At 60.0% G+C, this 25900-nt stretch carries 24 protein-coding genes; 10 read left to right on the forward strand and 14 right to left on the reverse strand.

The window, feature by feature from the left end; genetic code table 11:
* The first annotated feature begins 84 nt into the window (after positions 1-84).
* From dbpA to yccS, 3 genes are all read left to right on the forward strand, one after another.
* The gene (gene dbpA / locus PSH96_RS27115; RefSeq protein ID WP_232626477.1) at positions 85-1422 is read left to right on the forward strand and encodes an ATP-dependent RNA helicase DbpA; all 1338 of its coding nucleotides are present in this window, start codon (positions 85-87) and stop codon (positions 1420-1422) included.
* Positions 1423-1634: 212 nt separating this feature from the next.
* Complete coding sequence (locus PSH96_RS27120) at positions 1635-2813, forward strand: NAD(P)/FAD-dependent oxidoreductase (RefSeq protein ID WP_099550370.1); 1179 nt, start codon at positions 1635-1637, stop codon at positions 2811-2813.
* A 217-nt stretch (positions 2814-3030) separates the two neighbouring features.
* Positions 3031-5214, forward strand: a complete 2184-nt coding sequence (gene yccS, locus PSH96_RS27125; RefSeq protein ID WP_305456293.1) for a YccS family putative transporter — start codon at positions 3031-3033, stop codon at positions 5212-5214.
* A 94-nt stretch (positions 5215-5308) separates the two neighbouring features.
* On the opposite strand, the gene PSH96_RS27130 is transcribed toward yccS, so the two are convergent.
* Entirely contained in the window at positions 5309-6046 is a 738-nt protein-coding gene (locus PSH96_RS27130) for an ABC transporter substrate-binding protein (protein WP_305456295.1), read from the reverse strand.
* Positions 6047-6248: 202 nt separating this feature from the next.
* Between PSH96_RS27130 and PSH96_RS27135 the strand changes: the two genes are divergently transcribed.
* Complete coding sequence (locus PSH96_RS27135; RefSeq protein ID WP_305456296.1) at positions 6249-6701, forward strand: GNAT family N-acetyltransferase; 453 nt, start codon at positions 6249-6251, stop codon at positions 6699-6701.
* 104 nt (positions 6702-6805) lie between these two features.
* Here the strand turns inward: PSH96_RS27135 and PSH96_RS27140 are convergent, their stop codons facing one another.
* From PSH96_RS27140 to PSH96_RS27150, 3 genes are read right to left on the reverse strand one after another with little or no spacing between them, the layout of a single operon-like run.
* Positions 6806-7102, reverse strand: coding sequence for a helix-turn-helix domain-containing protein (locus tag PSH96_RS27140; RefSeq protein WP_236370270.1), 297 nt, complete (start codon positions 7100-7102; stop codon positions 6806-6808).
* A gap of 19 nt (positions 7103-7121) precedes the next feature.
* Positions 7122-7622 carry a M48 family metallopeptidase gene (locus PSH96_RS27145; protein ID WP_017139389.1) on the reverse strand — a complete coding sequence of 167 codons (501 nt, stop codon included), beginning with the start codon at positions 7620-7622 and terminating at the stop codon, positions 7122-7124.
* Positions 7623-7665: 43 nt separating this feature from the next.
* A complete protein-coding gene (locus PSH96_RS27150; RefSeq protein ID WP_305456298.1) occupies positions 7666-9771 on the reverse strand; it encodes a bifunctional diguanylate cyclase/phosphodiesterase in 2106 nt (701 codons plus the stop codon).
* Positions 9772-10081: 310 nt separating this feature from the next.
* Between PSH96_RS27150 and PSH96_RS27155 the strand changes: the two genes are divergently transcribed.
* Positions 10082-10747, forward strand: coding sequence for a polysaccharide lyase family 7 protein (locus PSH96_RS27155; RefSeq protein ID WP_056857748.1), 666 nt, complete (start codon positions 10082-10084; stop codon positions 10745-10747).
* A 43-nt stretch (positions 10748-10790) separates the two neighbouring features.
* On the opposite strand, the gene PSH96_RS27160 is transcribed toward PSH96_RS27155, so the two are convergent.
* Complete coding sequence (locus tag PSH96_RS27160; protein WP_305456299.1) at positions 10791-11186, reverse strand: hypothetical protein; 396 nt, start codon at positions 11184-11186, stop codon at positions 10791-10793.
* A gap of 835 nt (positions 11187-12021) precedes the next feature.
* Between PSH96_RS27160 and PSH96_RS27165 the strand changes: the two genes are divergently transcribed.
* A complete protein-coding gene (locus PSH96_RS27165; protein ID WP_017139393.1) occupies positions 12022-12309 on the forward strand; it encodes a hypothetical protein in 288 nt (95 codons plus the stop codon).
* Positions 12310-12362: 53 nt separating this feature from the next.
* Here the strand turns inward: PSH96_RS27165 and PSH96_RS27170 are convergent, their stop codons facing one another.
* From PSH96_RS27170 to tkt, 8 genes are all read right to left on the reverse strand, one after another.
* Positions 12363-13634, reverse strand: coding sequence for a type II toxin-antitoxin system HipA family toxin (locus PSH96_RS27170; protein ID WP_305456300.1), 1272 nt, complete (start codon positions 13632-13634; stop codon positions 12363-12365).
* Entirely contained in the window at positions 13627-13890 is a 264-nt protein-coding gene (locus PSH96_RS27175; protein ID WP_244657743.1) for a helix-turn-helix transcriptional regulator, read from the reverse strand. Before PSH96_RS27175 ends, PSH96_RS27170 begins: the two co-directional genes overlap by 8 nt.
* A 127-nt stretch (positions 13891-14017) precedes the next feature.
* On the reverse strand, positions 14018-15082 hold the full coding sequence (fba, locus tag PSH96_RS27180) for a class II fructose-bisphosphate aldolase (protein ID WP_003177554.1): 1065 nt from the start codon (positions 15080-15082) through the stop codon (positions 14018-14020).
* A gap of 228 nt (positions 15083-15310) precedes the next feature.
* Entirely contained in the window at positions 15311-15646 is a 336-nt protein-coding gene (locus PSH96_RS27185) for an MliC family protein (RefSeq protein ID WP_305456302.1), read from the reverse strand.
* A gap of 62 nt (positions 15647-15708) precedes the next feature.
* On the reverse strand, positions 15709-15936 hold the full coding sequence (locus PSH96_RS27190) for a hypothetical protein (protein WP_305456303.1): 228 nt from the start codon (positions 15934-15936) through the stop codon (positions 15709-15711).
* A 29-nt stretch (positions 15937-15965) separates the two neighbouring features.
* The gene (locus PSH96_RS27195; RefSeq protein WP_305456304.1) at positions 15966-17129 is read right to left on the reverse strand and encodes a phosphoglycerate kinase; all 1164 of its coding nucleotides are present in this window, start codon (positions 17127-17129) and stop codon (positions 15966-15968) included.
* A gap of 17 nt (positions 17130-17146) precedes the next feature.
* Positions 17147-18202 (reverse strand): erythrose-4-phosphate dehydrogenase, encoded by a 1056-nt coding sequence (gene epd / locus PSH96_RS27200; RefSeq protein ID WP_305456305.1) that lies wholly within the window; start codon positions 18200-18202, stop codon positions 17147-17149.
* A 210-nt stretch (positions 18203-18412) separates the two neighbouring features.
* Entirely contained in the window at positions 18413-20410 is a 1998-nt protein-coding gene (gene tkt, locus PSH96_RS27205) for a transketolase (protein WP_305456306.1), read from the reverse strand.
* 260 nt (positions 20411-20670) lie between these two features.
* Here tkt and PSH96_RS27210 point away from each other — a divergent pair, with 260 nt between their 5' ends.
* The 4 genes from PSH96_RS27210 (at position 20671) to PSH96_RS27225 (ending at position 25342) form a co-directional block, all read left to right on the forward strand.
* On the forward strand, positions 20671-21666 hold the full coding sequence (locus PSH96_RS27210; RefSeq protein ID WP_065929477.1) for a metalloregulator ArsR/SmtB family transcription factor: 996 nt from the start codon (positions 20671-20673) through the stop codon (positions 21664-21666).
* A gap of 19 nt (positions 21667-21685) precedes the next feature.
* On the forward strand, positions 21686-22876 hold the full coding sequence (gene metK / locus PSH96_RS27215; protein WP_099550362.1) for a methionine adenosyltransferase: 1191 nt from the start codon (positions 21686-21688) through the stop codon (positions 22874-22876).
* 340 nt (positions 22877-23216) lie between these two features.
* Entirely contained in the window at positions 23217-24878 is a 1662-nt protein-coding gene (gene ligB, locus PSH96_RS27220; protein WP_305456307.1) for an NAD-dependent DNA ligase LigB, read from the forward strand.
* Between the two features lie 68 nt (positions 24879-24946).
* Positions 24947-25342 (forward strand): DUF1090 domain-containing protein, encoded by a 396-nt coding sequence (locus PSH96_RS27225; RefSeq protein ID WP_305456308.1) that lies wholly within the window; start codon positions 24947-24949, stop codon positions 25340-25342.
* Positions 25343-25348: 6 nt separating this feature from the next.
* Here PSH96_RS27225 and PSH96_RS27230 read toward each other — a convergent pair whose 3' ends face one another.
* Positions 25349-25798 carry a cytochrome c gene (locus PSH96_RS27230; RefSeq protein ID WP_056857735.1) on the reverse strand — a complete coding sequence of 150 codons (450 nt, stop codon included), beginning with the start codon at positions 25796-25798 and terminating at the stop codon, positions 25349-25351.
* Between the last annotated feature and the right edge of the window lie 102 nt (positions 25799-25900).

Consider the following 25900-nt stretch of genomic DNA (forward strand, 5'->3'; position numbering starts at 1 on the left):
ACACTGCGCGACATTTTGTTTTGCAGAGCCAGTCCCGTGACTACCATCGCCACCGCTTTTAATACTTTGCCCCTGTCCGCCGCCATGCTGGCTAACCTCGACTCGCTGGGTTACGTCGAGATGACGCAGATCCAGGCGCAAAGCTTGCCGGTGATCCTCAAGGGGCTGGACCTGATCGCCCAAGCCAAGACCGGCAGCGGCAAGACTGCCGCCTTCGGCATCGGCCTGTTGAACCCGATCAACCCGCGTTACTTCGGCTGCCAGGCGCTGGTGATGTGCCCGACGCGTGAGCTGGCCGACCAGGTCGCCAAGGAAATCCGTCGCCTGGCGCGTGCCGAAGACAATATCAAGGTACTGACCCTGTGCGGCGGCGTGTCCCTCGGCCCGCAGATCGCCTCGCTGGAACACGGCGCCCACGTCATCGTCGGCACACCGGGCCGTATCCAGCAACACCTGCGCAAAGGTTCGCTGGTGCTGGACGGCCTGAACACGCTGATCCTCGACGAAGCCGACCGCATGCTCGACATGGGCTTCTACGACGCCATCGAAGACATCATCAGCAAGACCCCGCCACGCCGCCAGACCCTGCTGTTCTCGGCCACCTACCCGGTGAGCATCAAGCAGCTGGCCTCCAAGTTCATGCGTGCGCCACAGCAGGTTAAGGCCGAAGCCTTCCACTCCGACGACCAGATCGAACAGCGGTTCTACGAGATCTCTCCGGAAGAGCGCATGGACGCAGTGACCAAGGTACTGGCGCACTTCCGCCCGGCGTCGTGCGTGGCGTTCTGCTTTACCAAGCAGCAAGTGCAGGAAACCGTGGATCACCTGACGGCCAAAGGCATTTCCGCCGTCGGCCTGCATGGCGACCTGGAGCAGCGCGACCGTGACCAGGTACTGGCGATGTTCGCCAACCGCAGTACTTCGGTGCTGGTCGCTACCGACGTCGCAGCGCGCGGTTTGGACATTGACTCGCTGGACATGGTGATCAACGTCGAACTGGCCCGCGACTCGGAAATCCATATCCACCGCGTAGGCCGTACCGGTCGCGCCGGTGAGACCGGCATCGCCATCAGCCTGGTGGCGCCTTCCGAAGCGCACCGCGCCCAAGCCATCGAGCAACTGCAAAAGTCGCCGCTGAACTGGGACCAACTGGACAACCTCAAGCCGCAAAGCGGCGGCCCGTTGCTGCCACAGATGAGCACGCTGTGCATCGCCGCCGGCCGTAAAGACAAGGTTCGCCCAGGCGACATCCTTGGCGCACTGACCGGTGACGCCGGGATTCCGGGGGCCCAGGTTGGCAAGATCGCGATCTTTGATTTCCAGGCGTTCGTGGCTGTTGAGCGCGGGATCGCCAAGCAGGCGTTGCAGCGTTTGAATGACGGCAAGATCAAAGGCCGCTCGTTGCGCGTGCGGATCTTGTAAAGATTTCAAGCTATACAGAGATCTAAATGTGGGAGCGGGCTGTTGTGGCGAGGGAGCTTGCTCCCGCTGGGCTGCGGAGCGGCCCCACGATTTTGGGAGCGCTTCGCACTGGAGCGCCAGCCCGGTCCAGCGGGAGCAAGCTCCCTCGCCACAACAAGCCCGCTCCCACATTTGACTGTATTCCACTTCAGAATTTGTAAGAGGACACCGTTTTGCGCTCGACCGAAGTTGTGATCATTGGCGCCGGCGCCGCAGGCTTGATGTGCGCACTGACCGCCGCCGGGCGTGGGCGCAAGGTGATGCTGATCGACCACGCCAACAAGGCCGGCAAAAAGATCCTGATGTCCGGCGGTGGCCGCTGCAATTTCACCAACATGTACACCGAGCCGGCCAACTTCCTCTCGCACAACGCGCACTTCTGCAAGTCGGCCCTGGCCCGCTACACCCAGTGGGATTTCATCGGGCTGGTGGCCAAGCACGGCGTGCCGTACCACGAGAAAAAACTCGGCCAGCTGTTTTGCGATAACAAGTCCAGCGACATCCTCGGCATGCTGCTCGATGAATGCATCCAGACCGGCGTGAGCCTGCACCTGGACACCTCCATCGAGGAAATCGCCAAAGTCGACGGCGGCTATCAGTTGCAAACCACCTTGGGCGAACTGCGCTGCGAATCCCTGGTGATCGCCACGGGCGGCCTGTCGATCCCGACCCTGGGCGCCACCGGTTTTGGTTACCAGGTGGCCAAGCAGTTTGGCCACGAACTGCTGCCGACCCGCGCAGGTTTGGTGCCGTTTACCATCACCGACCAACTCAAGGAACTGTGCGGCGAGCTGTCCGGCACATCCGTGGATTGCCTGGTGAGCTGCAACGACCAGAGCTTTCGCGAGAACATCCTGTTTACTCACCGTGGCCTCAGTGGCCCGGCGATCCTGCAGATTTCGTCCTACTGGGAAACCGGCGACACGGTGGAAATCAACCTGCTGCCCGATCACGACGCGCACACCTGGCTGCAACAGCAACAGGTCGAGCACCCCAACAGCGAGCTGAAAACCCTGCTGGGTGAGATCTTCACCAAGAAAATGGCCAACCTGTTGGCGCAGATCTGGTTTGTGTCCAAGCCGATGAAGCAATACACCCACGCCGAAGTGGCCGACATTGCGCAAAAGCTGTCGAGCTGGCAGTTGGTGCCGGCGGGCACCGAAGGCTATCGCACGGCCGAGGTGACGCTGGGTGGCGTGGACACGCGGGAAGTGTCGTCCAAGACCATGGAATCGCTGAAAAGCCCGGGGCTGTACTTTATTGGTGAAGTGTTGGATGTGACCGGTCACCTCGGTGGGTTCAACTTCCAGTGGGCCTGGGCTTCCGGTTACGCAGCCGCGCAATACGCCTGAAGGTTGTACGCGGTCAACATGTGGGAGCTGGCTCGCCTGCGATAGCGGTGTTGGATTCACCGCCGCTATCGCAGGCAAGCCAGCTCCCACAGTAGTTTCGTGGTGTTCTTAAGATGTTGGCTGGAATAAATTTCGCTGTTACATGTGATCGCCACGCTTGCCGTAGCGTCATTACTGGCTCAATTTAGCGGCATCGTCCCGGAAGACTCCAGACTTCATGTCATCGACCTCGTTCAAGCAGTCCATGCGGCGCCTGTGGGCGCTGGATAAATTCAGTTACAGCGTTCGGGTATTCATCGCCCTCACCGGCAGCATGGCGCTGTGCTGGTATCAGAACGAAATGACCTTGCTGATCCCGCTGTTCCTGGGGATTATCGCCAGTGCCCTGGCCGAGACCGATGACAGCTGGCAAGGCCGCCTGAATGCGCTGGCCGTGACGCTGGTGTGTTTCAGCGTCGCCGCGCTGTCGGTTGAGCTGCTGTTTCCTTATCCCTGGATCTTCGCCATCGCCCTGGCCCTGGCCAGCTTCTGCCTGACCATGCTCGGCGCGTTGGGCGAACGTTATGGCGCGATTGCTTCAGCGACGTTGATTCTGTCGGTGTACACCATGATCGGCGTGGACCAGCGCGGTGGCGCCGTCACCGACTTCTGGCATGAGCCGTTGCTGCTGGTGGCCGGTGCGGCGTGGTATGGCGTGCTGTCGGTGCTGTGGCAGGTGCTGTTTTCCAACCAGCCGGTGCAGCAAAGCCTGGCACGGTTGTTTCGCGAGCTGGGGCGTTACCTCAAGCTCAAATCGTCACTGTTCGAGCCTGTCCGCCAACTGGATGTGGAAGCGCGCCGCCTGGAACTGGCCCAGCAAAACGGCCGGGTGGTGGCGGCGCTGAATGCCGCCAAAGAAATCATCCTGCACCGCGTAGGCAATGGCCGCCCCGGCTCGAAAGTCAGCCGTTACCTGAAACTGTACTTTCTGGCCCAGGATATCCACGAACGCGCCAGCTCGTCCCACTACCCTTACAACGCCCTGGCCGAAGCCTTCTTCCACAGCGACGTGCTGTTCCGCTGCCAGCGCCTGTTGCGCCAGCAAGGCAAGGCCTGCCAGGCCCTGGCCGAATCGATCCAGCTGCGCCAGCCGTTCATTTATGACGACAGCTTTGCTGAAGCCCTTGGCGACCTGAACGCCTCCCTGGAGCACTTGCGCATCCAGAGCAACCCGGCCTGGCGCGGCCTGTTGCGCTCGTTGCGGGCGTTGGCCGCCAACCTGTCCACCCTTGATCGCCTGCTCGGCGATGCCAGCAACCCCGACTCCCTGGCCGACGCCACCGACAGCAGCCTGCTGGACCGTGCCCCGCGCAACCTCAAGGAAATGTGGACGCGCCTGCGCACGCAACTGACGCCGACGTCACTGCTGTTCCGTCACGCCCTGCGCCTGCCGCTGGCACTGAGTATCGGCTATTGGATGGTGCACCTCATCCACCCCTCCCAGGGTTACTGGATCATCCTCACCACCCTGTTCGTGTGCCAGCCCAACTACGGCGCCACGCGGCGCAAGCTGGGCCAGCGGATCATCGGCACCGCCATCGGCCTGACCGTGGCCTGGGCGCTGTTCGACCTGTTCCCAAGCCCGCTGGTGCAGTCGATGTTCGCCATCGCCGCAGGCCTGGTGTTCTTTATCAACCGCACCACCCGCTACACCCTGGCCACGGCGGCGATCACCCTGATGGTGCTGTTCTGCTTCAACCAGGTGGGCGACGGTTACGGGTTGTTCCTGCCACGCCTGTTCGATACCTTGCTGGGCAGTTTGATTGCCGGCCTGGCGGTGTTCCTGTTCCTGCCGGACTGGCAAGGCCGGCGCCTGAACAAGGTGCTGGCCAACACCCTGACCTGCAACAGCATTTACCTGCGCCAGATCATGCAGCAATACGCCGCCGGCAAGAGCGACGACCTGGCCTACCGGCTGGCGCGGCGCAATGCACACAACGCCGATGCGGCGCTGTCCACCACGCTGGCGAATATGCTCATGGAACCTGGGCATTTCCGTAAGGAGGCCGATGTGGGCTTCCGCTTTCTGGTGTTGTCGCACACCTTGCTCAGCTACCTTTCCGGGCTGGGTGCGCATCGGGAGACTCAATTACCGGCCGACGTGCGTGAACATCTGATCGACGGCGCCGGGAACAGCCTGGCGGCGAGTATCGACGAAATCGCCACGGGGCTGGCCAACAAGCAGCCGATCGCGATTCAGAGTGATGCCGAAGAAGCGTTGGCGGCGGACCTGGAGCAGATGCCCGATGAGATTGATGAGGGGCAGCGGTTGGTGCAGACGCAACTGGCGTTGATTTGCCGGCAGTTGGGGCCGTTGCGCACGTTGGCGGCGCATCTGATCAAAGACACCAGCGCGGCTTGAATCGTCATCGCAGGCAAGCCAGCTCCCACCTTTGAAGGTGTTCGCCATTCAAAATGTGGGAGCTGGCTTGCCTGCGATGGGGCCCGCCAGAACACTACATCCCATGCTCTTTCATCAACTTTGCATAACTGCCATCTGCCTTCATCCGCGCAATCTCCCGATCAAAGCCGGCCACGATCTGCTCATGCTCCGGGTTCTTCAGGCTCACCAGAATATGCAGGCTGTTCTCGCTCAGCGGCTTGGGTAAAAACTCCACCGCATTGCGCACCCGGGGCGACTCCCGCGCCAGGTGATAGCGGGCTACAAACTCATCTTCCAGCGTCAGCTTGACACGTTTGGCCGCCAGCATACGCACCGCCATGGCGAAGTTATGCACCGGTACTTTCTGCAACTGCGCATCCTGGTCGAACGCCGCCGAGTAGGCGTAGCCGCGCACCACGGCGATGGGATCGTCGTGCAGTTGCTCCAGGTTCTGATAATCGATGGGGTCGTCGCGGCGCTTGATAAACCGCACGCGATTCATCAGGTATTCGCCGGAAAACTGGCCCAGCTTGGTGCGGGCATCGTCGTACCAGGCGTTGATCAACACGTCATAACGGCCATCGCCCACGCCCATCAACGCCCGCGCCCAGGGCACCTGCTCAAAATCACTGGCATACCCTGCGCGGGCCAGCGCCGTACTGACAATGTCAGTGGCCAGGCCGCCGTTAATCAAGGTGGAATCGGTAAACGGTGGCCATACATCCGCTACCAGGCGCAAGCGCTGCGCCACCGCGGGCTGGGCCAGCAGCAACACTCCAATCAAAGCAACGGCACGAGAAAATCGCGGCATGCTCATAGTCCTTGGCGGGCAGGCAGGCAGTGGCCTGATAACAGTAGCTCATCAATGAGCCCGTATTGCAGATTACACAAAGAAGCCAGCAGCGATAGAACTGAATGATGGCAAATTGACGCCATTCACAAAAATGCTCGCTTTAGACAGGGCGGCCGGTGGCGCTTACTATCGGCAACAAACATTAATAAGGGAAAACGCCATGACGGTTGAATGGGTCTGCAAACATCACGAAGACCTCGGCAAAGAGCAGCTGTACGCCATTATGCGTCTGCGCAATGAGGTGTTCGTCGTCGAGCAAAAATGCCTGTATCAAGACCTCGACGGGCAGGACCTCGCCAGTGATACCCACCACTTGATGGCCTGGCAAGATGACGTGCTGGTGGCTTACCTGCGCCTGCTGGACCCGCAATCCCAGGGCGGTGATGTGGTGATTGGCCGGGTGATCGTGGCACCGGTGGCACGCGGTACCGGGCTGGGGCACCAGATGATGGAAGAAGCGCTCAAGCGCATTGAAGACATCTGGCCGCAGACGCCGATTTATCTGTCAGCCCAGGCGCATTTGCAGGGGTATTACGGGCGGTATGGGTTTGAGGTGGCGGGTGAGCAATACCTGGAGGACGACATTCCCCATATTGGTATGCGGCGCCAGTAAGGACGCCATCACAGGCAAGCCAGCTCCCACACTTTGAATTGCGAATACTTCAAGTGTGGGAGCTGGCTTGCCTGCGATGAGGCCAGACTTGCTTGGCACCCTGCTCAGGGATAACCCAACACCTGCTTGATCGACACCAGGTTTGCCTCGATCCAGCGCCGATCAATCGCGCCCCAGCTGCGAATCCGATAACACCCGGCATGATTGCGCGCACCCTCCTCCTGCTCGAACTCGCACACAATATCCAGATCAGCCAACGCCGCAATCGTGTCCTGCGCCGTGCGTCGTGGCATGCCGGTGGCGTCGGTCAGTGCCGGCACGCTGCTGGCCTGGCCGCTGTCGATCAGGTAGGCCACGTACAGGCGGCGGTAGAAACTGCTTTTGGTCTTGCTCACATCCATGCTCGAACGCCTTGTGAAATTAGGGCTTGCCCTGCAAGTCGCGATACGTGAGGTACACCCGCAGGTCGAATTCCACCTGATGGTAGCCCGGCATCATGTACTCACAGAGTTTATAGAACGCCTTGTTATGGTCCGACTCCTTGAAGTGCGCCAGCTCGTGCACCACGATCATGCGCAGAAACTCCGGCGCGGCTTCCTTGAACAGCGCGGCAATGCGGATCTCTTTCTTGGCTTTGAGGTTGCCGCCCTGCACCCGTGAAATCGTGGTGTGCAGCCCCAGAGCGCGGTGGGTGAGGTCCAGGCGGTTGTCGAACAGCACTTTGTCGATGGCCGGCGCGTTGCGCAGGTGTTCCTGCTTCAACGCCAGGGCATAGCTGTATAGCGCCTTGTCGCTCTGCACGCCGTGGCGCTCGGGGTAGCGTTGCTCCAGGTAGGCGCCCAACTGGTCCTTGGCGATCAATTGGCGCACTTGCTCTTGAAGCGCTGCGGGGTAGGCCTGGAGGTATTTCAGCGCGGTCATGGGGCTCTGCAACAGGGTTCGAATGGCCGCCAGTGTAGCGAATTCACAGCAGACGAGGGTGGGACCACGTGGCCATTTCCTCGGCCACCAACGGCTGCGCCGCCCACGGCCCCTGGATAAACATGCAGCCATTGGCCTTGAGCCACGTTGACTGCTCGAGGGTTTCCACACCCTCGGCGATCACCAACACATCAAAATGCGCGCATAACTGGATGATACTGCGCGCCATCGCCGCGTCCCGTACCGAGCCCGGCAGGCGCGCCACCAGTTGCGGGTCGAGCTTGAGCGTGTCGAACGCCAGGTCCCGCAGGTGGGCCAGGGAGCATTGGCCAAGGCCGAAATCATCCAGGGCAATGCGCACGCCGATCTGGCGCAGTAACTTGAGCTGCTTATGGGTCTCTTCAAGGTTACTCATCAGGCTGTCTTCGCTGATTTCCACCTCCAGCTGGCGCCCCTGCAACCCATGTCGCTCAAGGACCTGCTGCAGTTGGCTGGCGAGGTTGGGCATGTTGAACTGGCTGGCACTCAAACTCACGCTCAGCACCAGCTCTTCATCGAAGGTGGCTTGCCAGGCCTGGCGTTGGGCAGCGACTTGCTGGTAGATCCAGGCGCTCAACTGGCTGATCAGCCGCGCCTCTTCAAGCAGGGGCAAGAACAAGCCCGGCGGCACATCGCCGACGCTGGGGTGCTGCCAGCGCAACAGCGCCTCGACACCGCGCAAGCGCCCGTCTTCCAGCGAGACCTGGGGCTGGTAGACCAGGGTGAAATCCTTGTTTTGGATCGCGGTGCGCACACTGTCTTCCAGCATCAGCCGCGAACGGGCGCGGCCGTTCATTTCCTGATCGTAATAGCGATATTGCTGACGCCCCGCGCGCTTGGCTTCGTACATGGCGATATCCGCCGCACGCAACAGGCCGCTCAGGTCGGAGCCGCAGTCCGGGAACGTGGCGATGCCAATGCTGACGCCGAGCATCACCTCCATACCGTCCACTTGCTGGCACACAGACACCCTTTCGATCAGTTTTTCCGCAATCTTGGCGGCCTGCTCCGGGAACTCCAGCTCCAGCAACGCGGTGAACTCATCCCCGCCCATGCGCCCAAGAATGTCGTAGGAGCGCAGACACGCCTGCATCTGCTCCGAGACCCAGCGCAGCACACGGTCGCCCGCGTCGTGGCCCAACGAGTCATTGACCCGCTTGAAACCGTCCAGGTCCAGGTACAGCAACACCAGCGACTGTTCGTTACGCTCGCTGCGCAACAAGAGGTTCTCCACTGCCTGGTGAAAGCCACGCCGGTTCAACAGCCCCGTCAACGGGTCGGTCACGGCCTGGAACTCCAACTGCTGATGCAGATGGCGTACCTCGGACATGTCCAGCACGGTCACCACCATGGCCTTCTGCTCGGCGGGCAGCGGTGCACAGGACAACGCCACGGGCACCTGCTGACCACGCCCGGTGCGCAAGATTGCGTCATGCTGGCGCCAGGTTTCACCCCGGCAGTACGCCTCGTACATCGGGAAACTCAACCACGCGGGCACATGGGGCTTTTGCAGGAAGCTCAAGAAGCTCTCGCCCTGCAACTCGGCCATGGTGGCGTTCAACAAGCGTGAAATAGCCGGGTTGGCGTACTCGATCACACTGCCCTCGCCCACCACCAACAGGCCTTCGGCGGCGTTGTCGAGCACCGAGGCGTTAAAGGCACGCGCCAGCTCCAGGTCATGGCTCAGCCGCTGCAAGGCCCGGCGGTTGCGTTGGTGTTCCAGCAGGGCCTGGACCTTGGGCTTGAGGATATGGGGGTCAAAAGGTTTGAACAGATAGTCGATCGCACCGCTGGCGTAGCCTTCCTGCACGGCATCGGACGATTGGGCGTGGGCTGTCAGAAAGATAATGGGCGTCATGCGCGTACGCTGGCTGCCGCGCATCAGGCGTGCGACTTCAAAGCCGTCCATGCCGGGCATGCGCACATCCAGCAACACTAGGTCGACCTCGTGGGCGAGCAGCAATTCCAGGGCTTCCAGCCCGGAGGCGGCCGTGATCACGTGCCAGTCTTCACGCTGCAAAAACGCACGCATGCTGATGAGGTTCTCGGGGTAGTCATCAACTACCAAAAGAACCGAACTGCCATCGCCGGGGTGTGGAGCGCAATCCATGCTACGTCTCTTCCTTGAGGGGCTGCACCGGTCACTTCTGCTACAAAAACCGGACAAACACAGAGGGCTCACTCTAGCCCCGCTTTAAAAAAAGCAGAAGTGACGTGGGTGCCATCATTGCGCCAAAGCTCAGGAAGCCGACTAACGGTCAAGCCCTACAGCCCACGGCCTGCGGGAAACATGGCTTTTTGGCATTTAGCTGACGCCAATAATTTGCCAGCCATTAATTAACAATTTGGTTACTACCGCTTATAAAGAACCTGCGCAGCCCTCGGGCTAAAGCCTTCATTCTCTGTAAAAGGCCAACACCATGATCGACCTTTCCACCTGGAACCTGAGCATCCCGGTCGGCTCCCCGCCCACGACCATCGACACCCCCAAGCTGCTGAGCGGCTTCAAAGACCAGTACTTCCAGGCCGAAGGCAGCAACGTGCAATTCTGGACACCCGTGACCGGCACCCGTACCGAAAACGCCATCTACCCACGCAGCGAGTTACGCGAAACCTACGCCGATGGGCGCCTGCGCAACTGGACTTACAACGAGGCCAACAACTTCCTGCGCGCCACCGTGGCCGTCAACCAGGTGCCCTCCAGCGGCAAAGTGGTCATCGGCCAGATCCACGCGTATGACAGCCAGAAACCGCTGATCAAGCTGGAGTACCAATTCAAGGAAAAAACCCAGACCGGCAACATCGTCGCCAAGGTGCGCATGCGCCCGGATGATGGCGAGGGGCGTGTGGTCACCGTTGCCTCCAATGTGCCACTCAACAAGAGTTTTACCTACGTGATCAACCTCAATAAAGCCGGGTTGCTCAATGTGCACGCCGCAGATGGCGAATGGAACGAACGCATTGGCGCCGCGTGGGGTGCCAAACCGCTGTACTTCAAGGCAGGCGTGTATGTGCAGGACAACAGCGGCGACAGTAAGGAAGGCGCACGGGTAACGTTTGCCAAGCTGGATATTGATCACGAGTAAAGCGTGAGAGAAGCCCCGTTAATCACGGGGCTTCTGAGTAGGGTTATTCAACGCACATCAGCATAAAACCCATCGATGAATCACCGGCGGGTTTGTTATCGCCGACTTTGAGCGTCAATACGTTAATGTAATTGATCGCCGGAACACTGCCCAACTTGGCATGGCCATAGAAGATATGTTCGTTGGATCTCACATCGGTGACCGAGACCGTGCAGAAACGGGGAGGTTCTTTAAATACGCCCGGTATGAACCTGACCTTATAGATTGAAAAATAATCAGGCTGCGCGGTCAACTTAATCTCTTTCAGCCACTTAGGCGACTGTGCAGTAACTTGCCCCTTTTCGTTAACAGATGCGGTGAATATTCGACCCTCGGCGTAGGCAATAGATCCTGCTGCGAGCAACGCGATGATAGCGCCAGCGAATTTAATCAATTTCATTATCAATTCTCCATCATTGAATACATTTAAAGATCAACCTTAAATGATCAGAGACTGATAAAAGCGCACTTTTAATGGCGCACACATAAAACAGAAAAACTATAAAGACACAGGGAATTCTACTGACGGGTTTCAGGAAACTTCCGATTGCAAAGCACTTTTGAGTCGATGATATTCGTAGGCAAACTCCGACAGACACAAAGGCTATTCTCAGATTAATCCAACCACTTAAACTCACCACCGAACCCTGTGGAAGCCGGGCTTGCCCGCGATGGCGGTGTATCAGCCACCATCAGCAGTGCCTGACACACCGCCATCGCGGGCAGCCCTAATGCCAGTCAGTTAAGCGCAGATCCCCTGTGGGAGCGGGCTTGCTCGCGAAAGCGGTGGGTCAGTCAACATCAATGTTTGCTGGGCCGACGTCTTCGCGGGCAAGCCCGCTCCCACAGGGGATCTTCGCTGCTTTGAGCATTTCGTTCGCTTAACTGACTGGCATTAGGGCAAGCCCGGCTCCCACATGGGTTATGCTTCGGCTGCAGGTGACGTGCTCGTCCTACACGACCGTTGCGGGCAGACAGATCGCCGCTTATAGTTCGCCCCGTCGCTGAGAACAGCGATAGGGTTTCGCAGCCCTAACGATACGTGTGTAACCGAGCATCATGAATGCAACGAGGTGCGCTCCTGCGCCCAACGTTTACTTTATGGTGGCTGTGTGTGGGAGACCTTCGGGTCTGCCGGGTTCCTCGTATCCTCGGTCTGCGAACCCGCACACAGCTACCACCCATTCGTTTCGCAGCGATCGGCGGTAGTCCTTCTAGATACGAGGAATATTTGCATGACCGACCCATTACCACCCCGCCGCTTCTACCCCTGTACCGAGTCCGCCACCGACTCACCCGTGCTCTTGATCGACAGCGCCGCCCCACTGCCCGACCTCCACGCTTGCCTGCGCGAACGCCTCAACGCCGCCCTCGAACACCTCAACCTGATGGCCTGCTCCAGCCTGCCGGACTTCGCCGAGCGCGACCTGAATAACGTGGCCAATACCGCACGTATTCTGGTGCAGGACGTGAGCGATGTGTTCCGCGTCATTGAGCACCGAGGCTTCGACACCGCCGCCTGATCAAATCCCGGCCACAAAAAAGCCCGCATCGCTGCGGGCTTCTTTACAGGTATTTATGGCACCCGTTTTTCCACTGGCTTTCGTCTCATGCCCGATACCACCGAATCATGAAGCGCCATTGCGCGGCCGGCGTCCCACTCCTTCTGCATCGTTGAAAACAGCTCAACGTCTATGTGTACTTTATGTGCGCTTAGCGCCTCAGACATGGCATCGCTAATTCGCTCAATAATCGCGCCTGGGTTTGCAACACCACAGTGCTTGCGACCGAACTCGATCAATTGCTGGCGATCCGGGTAGGCCTTTACCTTGTTCATCTTGATCGCCAAGGTACGGTCGACCAGTGACTGACCAGACTTAGGGTTGTAATTTTCATACACGGTAGTCGTTGTGACATCGAACACAGGGGCTAACTGCACGGTTTCCAGCGCACCGGGATGGGTATAGAGCACACCGAAATTTTTCAGATGAGCATCGCCATTGCGCACCATGACCGACAAGCACACAGATGAATAAAAACGTTCGAGTTCACGCAGCACATCACCCTGCCGGCAAACCTCATTTATCACCGCAGCAAGCGTTTCGTAACTTTGGGAATACTTGTAGTTGTCGTGAGGATCTTTGTTCAGTCCCAACAGCACTGCCATATCCTCGAATCCCAACCTGCCAGACTCCGTCAGATCAAAGCGCTCCATGACAAACAGATCACCCCGTTCCGACAGCCAGAAACGCGGAGTTTGCATGCCGGCAAGGCGAGCAGCTTCCAAACAGAGGAATTCGTTCTGAGCCAAGTGTGCATATTCATCAGCGCCGGACTTCACGATCAAATCAGAACTGAGCATGGTTTTGCGACTGCCTGTCAGCTTATCCAGATCAGGTACCAGCACCTTCGGCTGCACCCCGGAAATACCTGACTCAAAGTAGGTCTCGACCAGGAAGTCGAATACGCCTTGTGAGGCATCCGCAGAAAGGATTTCCTGCAACCCCACTTGCGCTTTCACCGGTGCAGAAGCTTCAACGGGGTTCTCGTAACTCAATCGCACGATCTGATTGCCACCAATGATCGACAGCAAACGCATTTCGTCCACCTGCCTATGCTTGGCCATGCGACGTTTAATCTGATCAGCCAGGAAACCCTCCGGCACATTCATATCAAAAATCGGATGCAGGACGTTGCTGACCGCAGGCGTCGGGTCATAGGGCATTACCAATGACACTTCAGACGAAGCCTGCGCCGAGGCATAGGCGAACGAAAACTGTGAGCCTTTGGACAGCTCGCCCGCCATGCCTTGGGGCGTGGTTATGTTGAGCAGCTTGATCTTACTCATCGCGCTCTACCAACTCGGCAAGGGATTTGAGGTCGATGCGCCGATCAACCACCTCCAGTGCCATTCCCAATGCGGTAATCACCCTGAATACGGTATACATAGCCACATTCTCCCCCGCTTCAAGATCAATGATTGTCTTGCGATTGCATCGAGCTTTTTCCGCGAGCTGTTGCTGACTGTACTGCTTTGCCCGCCGCAGCTGTCTCAGCCGTTCGCCAAATGAGGGAGGATTGGTGATAAGCAAAATGTCACCCATATAGGACTTTTAAAGTATTAATCATGATTATGTCCACTATGGCGGACATTTCAACCACCTTCCGTCTATAACATGCGGCCACAAAAAAGCCCGCATCGCTGCGGGCTTCTTTTTAAACGCTTAAGGCTCAGTTCACCTTGGCGTTCAACTCACCTTTGAGGTAACGCTGGTACATGGCTTCCAACGAGATCGGCTTGATCTTCGAAGCATTACCGGCAGTGCCAAAGGCTTCGTAACGCGCGATACACACATCACGCATGGCGGTCACGGTGGCGCCGAAGAATTTACGTGGGTCAAATTCGCTCGGGTTGGTGGCCATCAGGCGACGCATCGCACCAGTGGATGCCAAACGCAAGTCGGTGTCGATGTTGACCTTGCGCACGCCGTACTTGATGCCTTCGACGATTTCTTCAACCGGCACGCCGTAGGTTTCTTTGATGTCGCCGCCGTACTGGTTGATGATCGCCAGCCACTCTTGCGGGACCGAGGAAGAACCGTGCATCACCAGGTGGGTGTTAGGGATGCGCTTGTGGATTTCCTTGATGCGGTCGATGGCCAGCACGTCGCCGGTAGGTGGCTTGGTGAACTTGTAGGCGCCGTGGCTGGTGCCGATGGCGATGGCCAGGGCGTCAACTTGGGTCTTTTTCACGAAGTCAGCGGCTTCTTCCGGGTCGGTCAGCATCTGGCTGTGATCCAGCACGCCTTCGGCGCCGATGCCGTCTTCTTCGCCGGCCATACCGGTTTCCAGCGAACCCAGGCAGCCCAGCTCGCCTTCAACCGACACACCACAGGCGTGAGCCATGGCCACGGTTTGTTGGGTCACGCGTACGTTGTACTCGTAGTCGGTCGGGGTCTTGCCGTCTTCGCCCAGGGAGCCGTCCATCATTACCGAGCTGAAGCCCAGTTGGATGGAGCGCTGGCACACGTCAGGGCTGGTGCCGTGGTCCTGGTGCATGCACACCGGGATGTGCGGGAATTCTTCGATCGCCGCGAGGATCAGGTGACGCAGGAACGGGGCGCCAGCGTATTTGCGCGCACCGGCCGAAGCCTGGACGATCACGGGGGAGTCGGTCTTGTCAGCGGCTTCCATGATGGCGCGCATCTGCTCAAGGTTGTTGACGTTAAAGGCTGGGACGCCGTAGCCGAACTCGGCTGCGTGGTCCAGCATTTGACGCATGCTGATAAGTGCCATTGTGTTGTCTCTCCCGGTCGAGGGTCGTTAATCGTGCAAGCCTGCCGTAGCGGCGGCTGCTATTCAAGTTATTGCAGATCAAGGGGTTAAGCTTGAGCTGCTGAATCGTTATTGCAGTGTCCGGTTTACACATAAGTGACTTTGGAACCGGATCAATGTGGGAGCTGGCTTGATGTGGCGAGGGAGCTTGCTCCCTCGCCACACAATCTGCTCTCCCATTCGATCTTCTTACTGAGCCTTACAGCCGCGCCCAATCAAATCATCGGTGGCAACCCAGTAAACCAGGCCTTCCTCACCTTTTGTGTGAAACGCCAGTTGGCCGTCGCTGTACAACACGCCCGAGGCGGCAACCTCTTGTTTAAGGCGATAAACCTGGTCCGCACCGCCGAGGCGTACATCCACTTCGGAACGGGCCGGGTTGGCAAAGCGCCAGTTGACCTCGGCCTTGCTGTCGCAGGTCCAGGTGGTCCATTTGTCTGCCGGCTCAGCCGCCTTGTTGAACATGTTCATGCTGCTGCAACCGGCCAACAAGGCCAGGGCTGCCAGGGCGATAACGCCTTTCATTGCCACTCCTCGAACGACGGCCCCAAGGGCCGCCACTGCTGTCGGTTAGTTGATCAGACCCGTCATGGGCAACCCTGTTCCTGACCGTTGGGCGCGGCGTCGTATTGTTCCAGCCGTTCATTGCCGATGCGCTTGTTGATCACCGGCATGGTTTCGGCTTGCCAGTCGGCCTGGTAGCAGCTTTTTTTCGGCGCAGCCCCAGGCTTTTCGGCCTCGAGCGCAGCGCTTGGCGTGCTGCCGCAGCCGGCCAACAGGCCCGCTGCGATCACCAGTGCCAACGACTTGATCATGCGAATGCTCCTTTTCCGGATCACGAACCTTAACCTTTGGCTCGGGTTTCCAGCACTTCAACAGCCGGCAACACTTTGCCTTCGACGAATTCGAGGAATGCGCCGCCACCGGTAGAAATGTAGGAGATCTGGTCAGCAACGCCATATTTATCGATGGCGGCCAGGGTGTCACCACCGCCGGCGATGGAGAATGCCGAGCTTTCGGCAATCGCCTTGGCCAGCACCTTGGTGCCGTTGCCGAACTGGTCGAACTCGAACACGCCGACCGGGCCGTTCCACAGAATGGTCTGGGAGGCTTTCAGCAGTTGCGCGAAGTTAGCCGCCGTTTGTGGGCCGATATCCAGAATCATGTCGTCAGCCGCCACGTCAGCAATCAGCTTGACGGTGGCTTCGGCGCTTTCAGCGAATTCCTTGGCAACCACCACGTCCACCGGCAGCGGTACGCTGACTTTGGCGGCGATGGCGCGGGCAGTGTCGAGCAGGTCTGGCTCATACAGCGATTTGCCCACCGGGTGCCCGGCTGCGGCCAGGAAGGTGTTGGCGATGCCGCCGCCGACGATCAGCTGGTTGCAGATGGTGCTCAGGCTGTTGAGCACGTCCAGCTTGGTGGAAACCTTGGAGCCGGCCACGATGGCAGCCATCGGTTGTGCCGGAGCACCCAGCGCCTTGCCCAATGCATCCAGCTCAGCAGCCAGCAACGGGCCAGCCGCGGCAACTTTAGCGAACTTGGCCACGCCGTGGGTCGAGCCTTCGGCGCGGTGCGCGGTGCCGAAAGCGTCCATCACGAACACGTCGCACAGGGCCGCGTATTGCTGGGCCAGCTCGTCGCTGTTCTTTTTCTCGCCTTTGTTGAAGCGCACGTTTTCGAACAGCACGATGTCGCCAGGCTTGAGGTCAACGCCGCCCAGGTAGTCGGCTACCAGCGGCACGTCACGGCCCAGGGCCTTGCTCAGGTAGTCGGCTACAGGCTTGAGGCTGTTTTCGGCGCTGAACTCACCTTCGGTCGGGCGACCCAAGTGGGAGCAGACCATCACGGCCGCGCCTTTTTCCAGGGCCAGCTTGATGGTCGGCAGCGAGGCCAGGATTCGCGCATCGCTGGTGACAACACCGTCCTTGACTGGGACGTTGAGGTCTTCGCGAATCAGTACGCGCTTACCTTGCAGATCGAGGTCGGTCATCTTCAACACGGTCATGGGTCGCAGTTCCTGAATTACTGTTGAGGTTGTTTAGTAGCGATGTGCAGATAGTGCCCTGCAACATCCAGCATGCGGTTGGCAAAGCCCCATTCGTTGTCGAACCACGCCAGGATGTTCACCAGCCTGGGGCCGGAAACGCGGGTCTGGCTGGCATCGACAATCGCAGAATGCGGGTCATGGTTGAAATCACAACTGGCGTGCGGCAACTCCGTGTAGGCCAACAAGCCCTTGAGCGGGCCGCTGGTGGCGGCGTCGCGCAAGATCCGGTTGACCTCCGTCGCGTCAGTGTCGCTGACGGTTTGCATGGTGATGTCCAGGCAAGACACGTTCACCGTCGGCACCCGTACGGCTTTGGCCTGGATTCGCCCGGCAAGTTCCGGCAACAGTCGCTCGATGCCACGGGCCAGGCCGGTAGACACCGGAATCACTGACTGGAACGCCGAGCGCGTGCGGCGCAGGTCTTCATGATGATAGGCGTCGATCACCGGCTGGTCGTTCATCGCCGAGTGAATGGTGGTGATCGACACGTAATCCAGGCCAATCGCCTGATCCAGCAGGCGCAACAGCGGCACGCTGCAGTTGGTGGTGCAGGACGCGTTGGACACCAGCAGCTCATCGCCGGTCAGGCAATCCTGGTTGATGCCGTAGACGATGGTGGCGTCGACATCCGCCTCGCTGGCCATCGGCTGGGAAAACAGCACACGCGGTGCGCCGGCATCGAGAAAACGCTGGCCGTCGGCACGGGTGTGATAGACACCGGAACATTCCAGCACCAGGTCAACGCCCAGTGCTTTCCAGTCGATGCCTTCGGGGGTGGCACTGCGCAAGACCTGCACGCAGGTGCCATTAATATGCAGACAATCGCCCACAACCCGCACTTCGCCGGGGAAGCGGCCGTGGGTGGAGTCAAAGCGTGTCAGGTATTCGATGCTGGCCATGTCGGCCAAATCGTTGATCGCCACAATTTCAAACCCGGCCGCCGCCCCTCGCTCGAACAGAGCACGCAAGACGCAACGACCAATGCGGCCGTAGCCGTTGAGTGCAACTTTGTAGGGACGCGGTTGAGGCATGGGGTTCTCGCAGTGTGGGCGACACAAACCATTGCGCGAGCGCGCTTGTGTGGCGAGGGAGCTTGCTCCCGCTGGGCTGCGAAGCGGCCCCAAACCGAACAACCGAGATACATCAGTGACATCTCGGTGAACGGTTTGGGAGCGCTTCGCGCTCCAGCGGGAGCAAGCTCCCTCGCCACAACAAGCTTGCTCCTACAAGGGGACGAGCTTTTAGTCTTCCAGCAGCTCTTCAGCCTGACCCAGGATGTTTTCCAGGGTGAAACCGAACTCTTCGAACAAGGCTGGCGCCGGCGCCGACTCACCGTAGGTGGTCATGCCGATCACGCGGCCTTCCAGGCCCACGTACTTGTACCAGTAGTCGGCGTGAGCCGCTTCGATGGCGATACGTGCGCTGACCTGCAACGGCAGAACCGATTGCTTGTAGTCCGCGTCCTGGGCTTCGAACAGGCTGGTGCACGGCATGGACACCACGCGAACGTTGCGGCCCTGGGCGGTCAGCTTGTCGTAGGCTTGAACAGTCAGGCCGACTTCGGAACCGGTGGAGATCAGGATCAGCTCCGGCTCACCGATGCAGTCTTTGAGCACATAACCGCCACGGCTGATGTTGGCGATCTGCACGTCGGTACGCACTTGGTGTTGCAGGTTCTGACGCGAGAAGATCAGCGCCGAAGGGCCGTCCTTGCGCTCGATCGCGTGCTTCCAGGCCACCGCGGATTCCACCGCGTCGGCTGGGCGCCAGCAATCCAGGTTCGGCGTGGTACGCAGGCTGGTCAGTTGCTCGACCGGCTGGTGCGTCGGGCCGTCTTCGCCCAGGCCGATGGAGTCGTGGGTGTACACATGGATCACACGCTTCTTCATCAGCGCGGCCATACGTACGGCGTTACGCGCGTATTCCATGAACATCAGGAAGGTCGCGCCGTAAGGCACCAGGCCACCGTGCAGGGACACGCCGTTCATGATGGCGCTCATGCCGAACTCGCGCACGCCGTAGTACATGTAGTTGCCGCTGGCGTCTTCGGCCGAAACACCTTTGCAACCTTTCCACAGGGTCAGGTTGGAACCGGCCAGGTCAGCCGAACCGCCGAGGATCTCAGGCAGCAATGGGCCAAAGGCGTTCAGGGTGTTCTGGCTGGCTTTACGGCTGGCGATGGTTTCGCCCTTGGCCGCGACTTCGGCGATGTAGGCCGAGGCTTTTTCCGAGAAGTCGGCAGGCAGGTCACCGGCCAGGCGGCGTACCAGCTCGTTGGCCAATTCCGGGAATTCGGCGGAGTAGGCAGCAAAACGCTGGTCCCACTCGGCTTCGGCGGCCAGGCCTTTTTCCTTGGCGCTCCACTCGGCGTAGATGTCAGCCGGGATTTCGAACGGGCCGTGGTTCCACTTCAGCGCTTCGCGAGCCAAGGCGATTTCCGCGTCACCCAATGGGGCGCCGTGGCAGTCTTCTTTACCTTGCTTGTTCGGCGAGCCGAAACCGATGATGGTCTTGCAGCAGATCAGGGTCGGCTGCTCGCTCTTGCGGGCGGTGTCGATGGCGGTCTTGATCTCTTCCGGATCGTGGCCGTCAACGTTGCGAATCACTTGCCAGTTGTAGGCTTCGAAACGCTTTGGCGTGTCGTCGGTGAACCAGCCTTCGACTTCGCCGTCGATGGAGATGCCGTTGTCGTCGTAGAAGGCAATCAGCTTGCCCAGGCCCAGGGTGCCGGCCAGGGAAGCGACTTCGTGGGAAATGCCTTCCATCATGCAGCCGTCACCCAGGAACACATAGGTGTGGTGATCAACGATGTCGTGACCAGGGCGGTTGAACTGCGCGCCCAATACTTTTTCAGCCAGCGCGAAACCCACGGCGTTGGCCAGGCCCTGACCCAGCGGGCCGGTGGTGGTTTCGACGCCTGGGGTGTAACCGAATTCCGGGTGGCCCGGCGTGCGGCTGTGCAGCTGGCGGAAGCTCTTGAGGTCATCGATGGTGACGTCGTAGCCAGTCAGGTGCAGCAGCGAATAGATCAGCATCGAGCCGTGGCCGTTGGACAGCACGAAGCGGTCACGGTCGGCGAACGACGGGTTGCTCGGGTTGTGTTTCAGGTAGTCACGCCAAAGCACCTCGGCGATATCCGCCATGCCCATCGGGGCACCGGGATGGCCGCTGTTGGCTTTTTGCACGGCATCCATGCTGAGGGCACGAATGGCGTTGGCACGCTCACGACGGCTGGGCATCGCTGATCTCCTGGAGTTTGAGATAGAAGAAACGGAAAAAAGGACCGGCATTTTCCCTCAGCCACCGCCTGCGGGCAATGACAGATAGTCACTTGAAGGTGTTTTTCCTGCGGTTTGCCCGGCATTGGCTTGCAGAAACAGCCCACCGCTTCGTCTAAAGGTTATAGCGGCTGCTTATAACTACCGATTATCGACCAATATCAAAACTTTTTGATATTGGCCTTGCGAGGATTTCCACCCGTCACTAGACTGCTGGCCTTATGAACCTACCCGTGCCGTCCTTGCGTCCCGACGACAGCGATGAGCTGGCTGCCTTATGCAAGGCCGCCGGTGATCCGTTGCGCCTGAACGTTTTGCGTGCACTGGCCAACGACTCTTTTGGCGTGCTGGAACTGGCGCAGATCTTTGCCATCGGCCAATCCGGCATGAGCCACCACCTCAAGGTGCTGGCCCAGGCCGAGCTGGTCGCCACGCGCCGCGAAGGCAATGCGATTTTTTATCGCCGCGCCCTGCCCCACACCGAGTTGCTCGGCGGCAAGCTGCACGCCGCCCTGCTCGACGAGGTAGACAGTTTGGGCCTGCCCAGCGACGTGCAGTCGCGCATCAGCCAGGTCCACGGGCAACGCGCCGCCGCCAGCCAGGACTTTTTCTCACGGGTAGCCGAGAAGTTTCGCGCTCAACAGGACCTGATCGCCGGTTTGCCCCAATACCGCGAAAGCGTACTGGCGCTGTTGGACAAGCTGAGCTTCAGTGATGAGGCGACGGCGCTGGAAGTTGGCCCCGGCGACGGTGGCTTCTTGCCGGAACTGGCACGGCGCTTCAAGCAGGTGACGGCGCTGGACAACAGCCCGGCAATGCTTGAACTGGCGCGCCAGCTGTGCGAACGCGAAGCGCTGGGCAACGTCAGCCTGCAGTTGGCCGACGCGTTGAACGACACCAGCCTGCGGGCCGATTGCGTGGTGCTGAACATGGTCTTGCACCATTTCGCGGCCCCCGCCGAAGCCCTCAAGCAGATGGCGAATTTGCTGCAACCGGGCGGCAGCCTGCTGGTCACAGATTTATGCAGCCACAACCAGAATTGGGCCAAGGAGGCCTGCGGTGATCTCTGGTTGGGTTTTGAACAGGACGATCTGGCCCGTTGGGCCACCGCTGCGGGACTCGTTCCCGGGGAAAGCCTCTATGTAGGTTTACGTAATGGTTTCCAGATCCAGGTCCGCCACTTTCAGCGACCGACTGGCGACACTCACCATCGGTAAATATCAGGAAAACATCGAGATGAGCGAATACTCCCTTTTCACCTCCGAGTCCGTGTCTGAAGGGCATCCGGACAAAATCGCCGACCAGATTTCTGACGCGGTGCTGGACGCTATCATTGCTGAAGACAAGTTCGCCCGTGTGGCGTGCGAGACTCTGGTGAAAACGGGCGTGGCGATCATCGCCGGTGAAGTCACCACCACGGCTTGGGTCGACCTGGAGCAGATCGTTCGTGACGTGATCACCGACATTGGCTACAACAGCTCCGACGTCGGCTTCGACGGCGCGACTTGCGGCGTGATGAACATCATCGGCAAGCAGTCCCCCGACATCAACCAGGGCGTGGACCGCGCCAAGCCAGAAGATCAGGGCGCCGGCGACCAGGGCCTGATGTTCGGCTACGCCAGCAACGAAACCGACGTGCTGATGCCGGCACCGATCACCTTCTCGCACCAGTTGGTACAGCGCCAGGCGCAAGCACGTAAATCCGGCGTGCTCCCGTGGCTGCGCCCGGACGCCAAGTCCCAGGTGACCTGCCGTTACGAAGGCGGCAAAGTGGTGGGTATCGACGCCGTTGTACTGTCGACCCAGCACAACCCGGACGTGTCCTACGCCGACCTGCGTGAAGGCGTGATGGAGCTGATCGTCAAGCACGTGCTGCCTGCCGAGCTGCTGACCAAAGACACCCAGTTCCACATCAACCCGACTGGCCAGTTCATCATCGGTGGCCCGGTGGGCGACTGTGGCCTGACCGGTCGCAAGATCATCGTCGACAGCTACGGCGGCATGGCCCGTCACGGCGGTGGCGCGTTCTCGGGTAAAGACCCATCCAAGGTTGACCGTTCGGCGGCCTACGCCGGTCGTTACGTGGCCAAGAACATCGTCGCGGCCGGACTGGCCGAGCGCTGCGAGATCCAGGTTTCCTACGCTATCGGTGTGGCCCAGCCTACGTCGATCTCGCTGAACACCTTCGGCACCGGCAAGATCAGCGATGACAAGATCGTCAAGCTGGTGCGTGAGATCTTCGACCTGCGCCCGTACGCCATCACCACCATGCTCGACCTGCTGCACCCGATGTACCAGGACACCGCAGCCTACGGCCACTTCGGCCGTACGCCTGCGCAGAAGACTGTCGGCGACGACACCTTCACCACCTTCACCTGGGAAAAAACCGACCGCGCCAACGACTTGCGCACGGCCGCCGGCCTGTAAGCACGCGTTGCACCCAATGCCCCGCCGGGTTCGCCCGGCGGGGCTTTTTATGGCCTGCGCAATGACCTTGGCATGTTGACCTGCTGAGCATCCAGGCCCTTAAAGCGGCACAGGCGCAGCTCAACAAAGGCTGTAACAAACTCGCGGAGCCCCAGGCCAAGGTCGATGCCAAGCAGCAAACACAGGAAGCCACGCTGGAAAAGTACCCAGCTGTGAATGCATTGGGCGGCCTGTTCAGGTAACTGGAAACACCCGGTAAAAAGCCCCGCCCTGCCGGGGCTTTTTTGTGGCCGCCAGGATCACTTAGGCTGGGCGTCCCTTCCGAGCACGGATGCTCATCATGCGTTTACTGATTGCCCTTGTACTCAGCGCCCTGGCGTTTCTGGCCTGGGCCGAAGACTGCCCCGAAGAGGCGCGCTCACAGGTCGGCACGCTGGCTGAACAGATCAAGCTCTGGGATGACAGTTACCACCGGCTCGGTCAGTCTCCGGTCAGCGACGAGCTGTACGACCAGGCCCGCCAGCGCCTGGCGCGCTGGCAGGCGTGTTTTGCGCCAACGCAGTCGACGGCGGACAACCCGCTGGCAGGTGCGCGCGGTACACAGCCCCATCCAGTCGCTCATACCGGCCTGGAAAAGCTGGTGGATGAAGAGGCCGTGGGTGAGTGGCTCAAGACACGCCAGGACGTCTGGGTGCAACCCAAGGTCGACGGCGTTGCGGTGACGCTGGTGTATCGCAAAGGCCGCCTGAGCCAGCTCATCAGCCGTGGCGACGGCCTGCTCGGTCAGGATTGGACAGCCGCCGCGCGCAAGATCCAGGGCATTGTCCAGCAACTGCCCGAGCCCATCGACCTGGTGCTGCAAGGCGAACTCTATTGGCGCCTTGACGATCATGTGCAGTCCGAACACGGCGGGCTCGGCGCCCGCAGCAAAGTGGCCGGGCTGATGAATCGCCGACAGTTAAGTGAGGCCGAGGCTTCCAGGATCGGACTATTCGTCTGGGCCTGGCCCGAAGGCCCGGCAGACTTCAGCACGCGGCTGGCCACCCTGGCGCGCTGGGGCTTCACCGATAGCCGCCGCTACAGCCACCCCGTGCAAAACCTCACTGAGGCCGCGCATTGGCGCAGCTACTGGTACAACCATCCGCTGCCCTTTGCCAGCGATGGCGTGGTGTTGCACCAGGCCCTGCACGCACCCGCCAAGCGCTGGCAGGTCAGCGCACCGTATTGGGCGGTCGCGTGGAAGTACCCGATAACCAGGGCTTTGGCGCTGGTGCGCAAGGTGCAGTTCAAGATTGGCCGCACGGGGCGTATCACGCCCATTCTGGAACTGGAGGCGGTGCGACTGGACGACCGGCAAATCCGCCGCGTCAGCGTCGGCTCCTTGAAGCACTGGCATGCGCTGGACATCCGCCCCGGCGATCAAGTCTCCATCAGCCTTGCCGGCCAAGTGATTCCGCGGTTGGAGCAGGTGATCCTGCGCAACGAGACCAGGGTGGCGGTGCACGTGCCCGATGCGCGCGACTTCCACGCGTTGAGTTGCTGGCAACTGGACCCCGGTTGCGAGGAGCAATTACTCGCGCGCCTGACCTGGCTGAGCAGCAATCAGGGCCTGGCCCTGCCCTATATGGGCCGGGAAACCTGGAACGCATTGATTCAGGCCGGTCTAATCGCAGGCATTCTCGATTGGTTAACCCTGGATGCGGCAGAGCTTGCTAACATTGACGGCTTCGGTGAACGCCGCCGTGCCCGGGTGCTCGACAGCCTGCAAAGCGCGCGGCAACGGCCCTTTGCACAATGGCTCAAAGCCCTGGGCGTACCGCCTTCGGCGCGCAATGATCTGGAGGGCGGCTGGCAGGCCCTGGCCGCCAAAGACACGCAAGCCTGGCTGGCCACCGACGGCATTGGCCCGGGCCGTGCGGCGCAACTGAGCGCTTTTTTTCGCGACCCACACGTACAAGCATTAGCTGAAACATTACGCGTGGCAGGGATTGACGGGTTTTAAGCCCAGCCCAGCCACTTTTAACCCGGCAGAATTCACCCTGCCATCCAATTGCGACCTTGGAGCCTCACATGAAATTTCTAGCCCCACTTGCCTTGTTGACCACCGTAAGCTTGGCGAGCATGCCGTTGCTGGCCGCCGAAGAAGTGCCGGAACTCACCGGCTGCGCCGCCAAGCGCCAGGCCATCAGCGCACAAATCGAACAAGCCAAGGCCCATGGCAACAGCGAGCAACAGGCCGGTTTGGAAAAAGCCCTGAGCGAAGTCACCGCCCACTGCACCGATGCGTCCCTGCGCAAAGAACGAGAGAACAAGGTGCTCGACGCCAAGCACGAAGTCAGCCGCCGTCAGGCCGACCTCGACAAGGCGATGAAAAAAGGCGATGCCGACAAGATCAACAAACGCAAAGACAAGCTGGCTCAGTCGCGCAAAGAACTGCAAGAGGCCGTCGACGAACTCGACAAGTAAAACCGGTCAGTGGTCGCGAAACTGTTTATGGCAGGCCGTGCAGGCATCTTCGACTTTCTGCACCGCAGGCCCCAGGTTGCTGGCCTTGTAGGGCTGCACCTGGCTTGCGATCACCAATTCACCGGTGGCCGCTTCAAGGTTTCGGGCCAGCTCCTGGAAGCGTGCCTGCTGTTGCCACACAGTGTCCTTGGCGCTGGTGTGATCTTCCTCACGCACGCTCGGGAAATGCTTCCACGGCTCGTGGGACAACGCATCGAGCTTGACCGCGCCTTCGGCGAACTTCGCGCCGTCGAAAGGGATACGCCCACGCAGCATGCCGCCCAGGTCTTCGCCGGTCTTGAGCATCTGCTTGAAGATGGCCTTGCGTTGGCCCAGCGGCGAATTCGGGTCGACACCGCCGCAGGCGGACAAGGTCAGGCAGGCCAGCAATACCACGGTCAGTTTTTTAAAAGTCATGATGGCTTCAGGGTCACGGGAAACGGCGGCCAGTATCCTCGCCCCGCCCGCAAAGACCAATAGCCCTATTAATAATAAGGGTTGCCCAAATGCGCTGCGGCG

Origin of the sequence: Pseudomonas sp. FP2338 (genome assembly GCF_030687515.1) — a bacterium.
Lineage (GTDB): Bacteria > Pseudomonadota > Gammaproteobacteria > Pseudomonadales > Pseudomonadaceae > Aquipseudomonas > Aquipseudomonas salomonii.

Bases quoted from the DNA above. Each gene is read 5' to 3' on its own strand.
- dbpA (WP_232626477.1), top strand. From the start codon at position 85: ATGCTGGCTAACCTCGACTCGCTGGGTTACGTCGAGATGACGCAGATC.
- yccS (WP_305456293.1), top strand. From the start codon at position 3,031: ATGTCATCGACCTCGTTCAAGCAGTCCATGCGGCGCCTGTGGGCGCTG.
- PSH96_RS27130 (WP_305456295.1), bottom strand. From the start codon at position 6,046: ATGCCGCGATTTTCTCGTGCCGTTGCTTTGATTGGAGTGTTGCTGCTG.
- PSH96_RS27135 (WP_305456296.1), top strand. From the start codon at position 6,249: ATGACGGTTGAATGGGTCTGCAAACATCACGAAGACCTCGGCAAAGAG.
- PSH96_RS27140 (WP_236370270.1), bottom strand. From the start codon at position 7,102: ATGGATGTGAGCAAGACCAAAAGCAGTTTCTACCGCCGCCTGTACGTG.
- PSH96_RS27145 (WP_017139389.1), bottom strand. From the start codon at position 7,622: ATGACCGCGCTGAAATACCTCCAGGCCTACCCCGCAGCGCTTCAAGAG.
- PSH96_RS27150 (WP_305456298.1), bottom strand. From the start codon at position 9,771: ATGGATTGCGCTCCACACCCCGGCGATGGCAGTTCGGTTCTTTTGGTA.
- PSH96_RS27155 (WP_056857748.1), top strand. From the start codon at position 10,082: ATGATCGACCTTTCCACCTGGAACCTGAGCATCCCGGTCGGCTCCCCG.
- PSH96_RS27160 (WP_305456299.1), bottom strand. From the start codon at position 11,186: ATGAAATTGATTAAATTCGCTGGCGCTATCATCGCGTTGCTCGCAGCA.
- PSH96_RS27165 (WP_017139393.1), top strand. From the start codon at position 12,022: ATGACCGACCCATTACCACCCCGCCGCTTCTACCCCTGTACCGAGTCC.
- PSH96_RS27170 (WP_305456300.1), bottom strand. From the start codon at position 13,634: ATGAGTAAGATCAAGCTGCTCAACATAACCACGCCCCAAGGCATGGCG.
- PSH96_RS27175 (WP_244657743.1), bottom strand. From the start codon at position 13,890: ATGGGTGACATTTTGCTTATCACCAATCCTCCCTCATTTGGCGAACGG.
- fba (WP_003177554.1), bottom strand. From the start codon at position 15,082: ATGGCACTTATCAGCATGCGTCAAATGCTGGACCACGCAGCCGAGTTC.
- PSH96_RS27185 (WP_305456302.1), bottom strand. From the start codon at position 15,646: ATGAAAGGCGTTATCGCCCTGGCAGCCCTGGCCTTGTTGGCCGGTTGC.
- PSH96_RS27190 (WP_305456303.1), bottom strand. From the start codon at position 15,936: ATGATCAAGTCGTTGGCACTGGTGATCGCAGCGGGCCTGTTGGCCGGC.
- PSH96_RS27195 (WP_305456304.1), bottom strand. From the start codon at position 17,129: ATGACCGTGTTGAAGATGACCGACCTCGATCTGCAAGGTAAGCGCGTA.
- epd (WP_305456305.1), bottom strand. From the start codon at position 18,202: ATGCCTCAACCGCGTCCCTACAAAGTTGCACTCAACGGCTACGGCCGC.
- tkt (WP_305456306.1), bottom strand. From the start codon at position 20,410: ATGCCCAGCCGTCGTGAGCGTGCCAACGCCATTCGTGCCCTCAGCATG.
- PSH96_RS27210 (WP_065929477.1), top strand. From the start codon at position 20,671: ATGAACCTACCCGTGCCGTCCTTGCGTCCCGACGACAGCGATGAGCTG.
- metK (WP_099550362.1), top strand. From the start codon at position 21,686: ATGAGCGAATACTCCCTTTTCACCTCCGAGTCCGTGTCTGAAGGGCAT.
- ligB (WP_305456307.1), top strand. From the start codon at position 23,217: ATGCGTTTACTGATTGCCCTTGTACTCAGCGCCCTGGCGTTTCTGGCC.
- PSH96_RS27225 (WP_305456308.1), top strand. From the start codon at position 24,947: ATGAAATTTCTAGCCCCACTTGCCTTGTTGACCACCGTAAGCTTGGCG.
- PSH96_RS27230 (WP_056857735.1), bottom strand. From the start codon at position 25,798: ATGACTTTTAAAAAACTGACCGTGGTATTGCTGGCCTGCCTGACCTTG.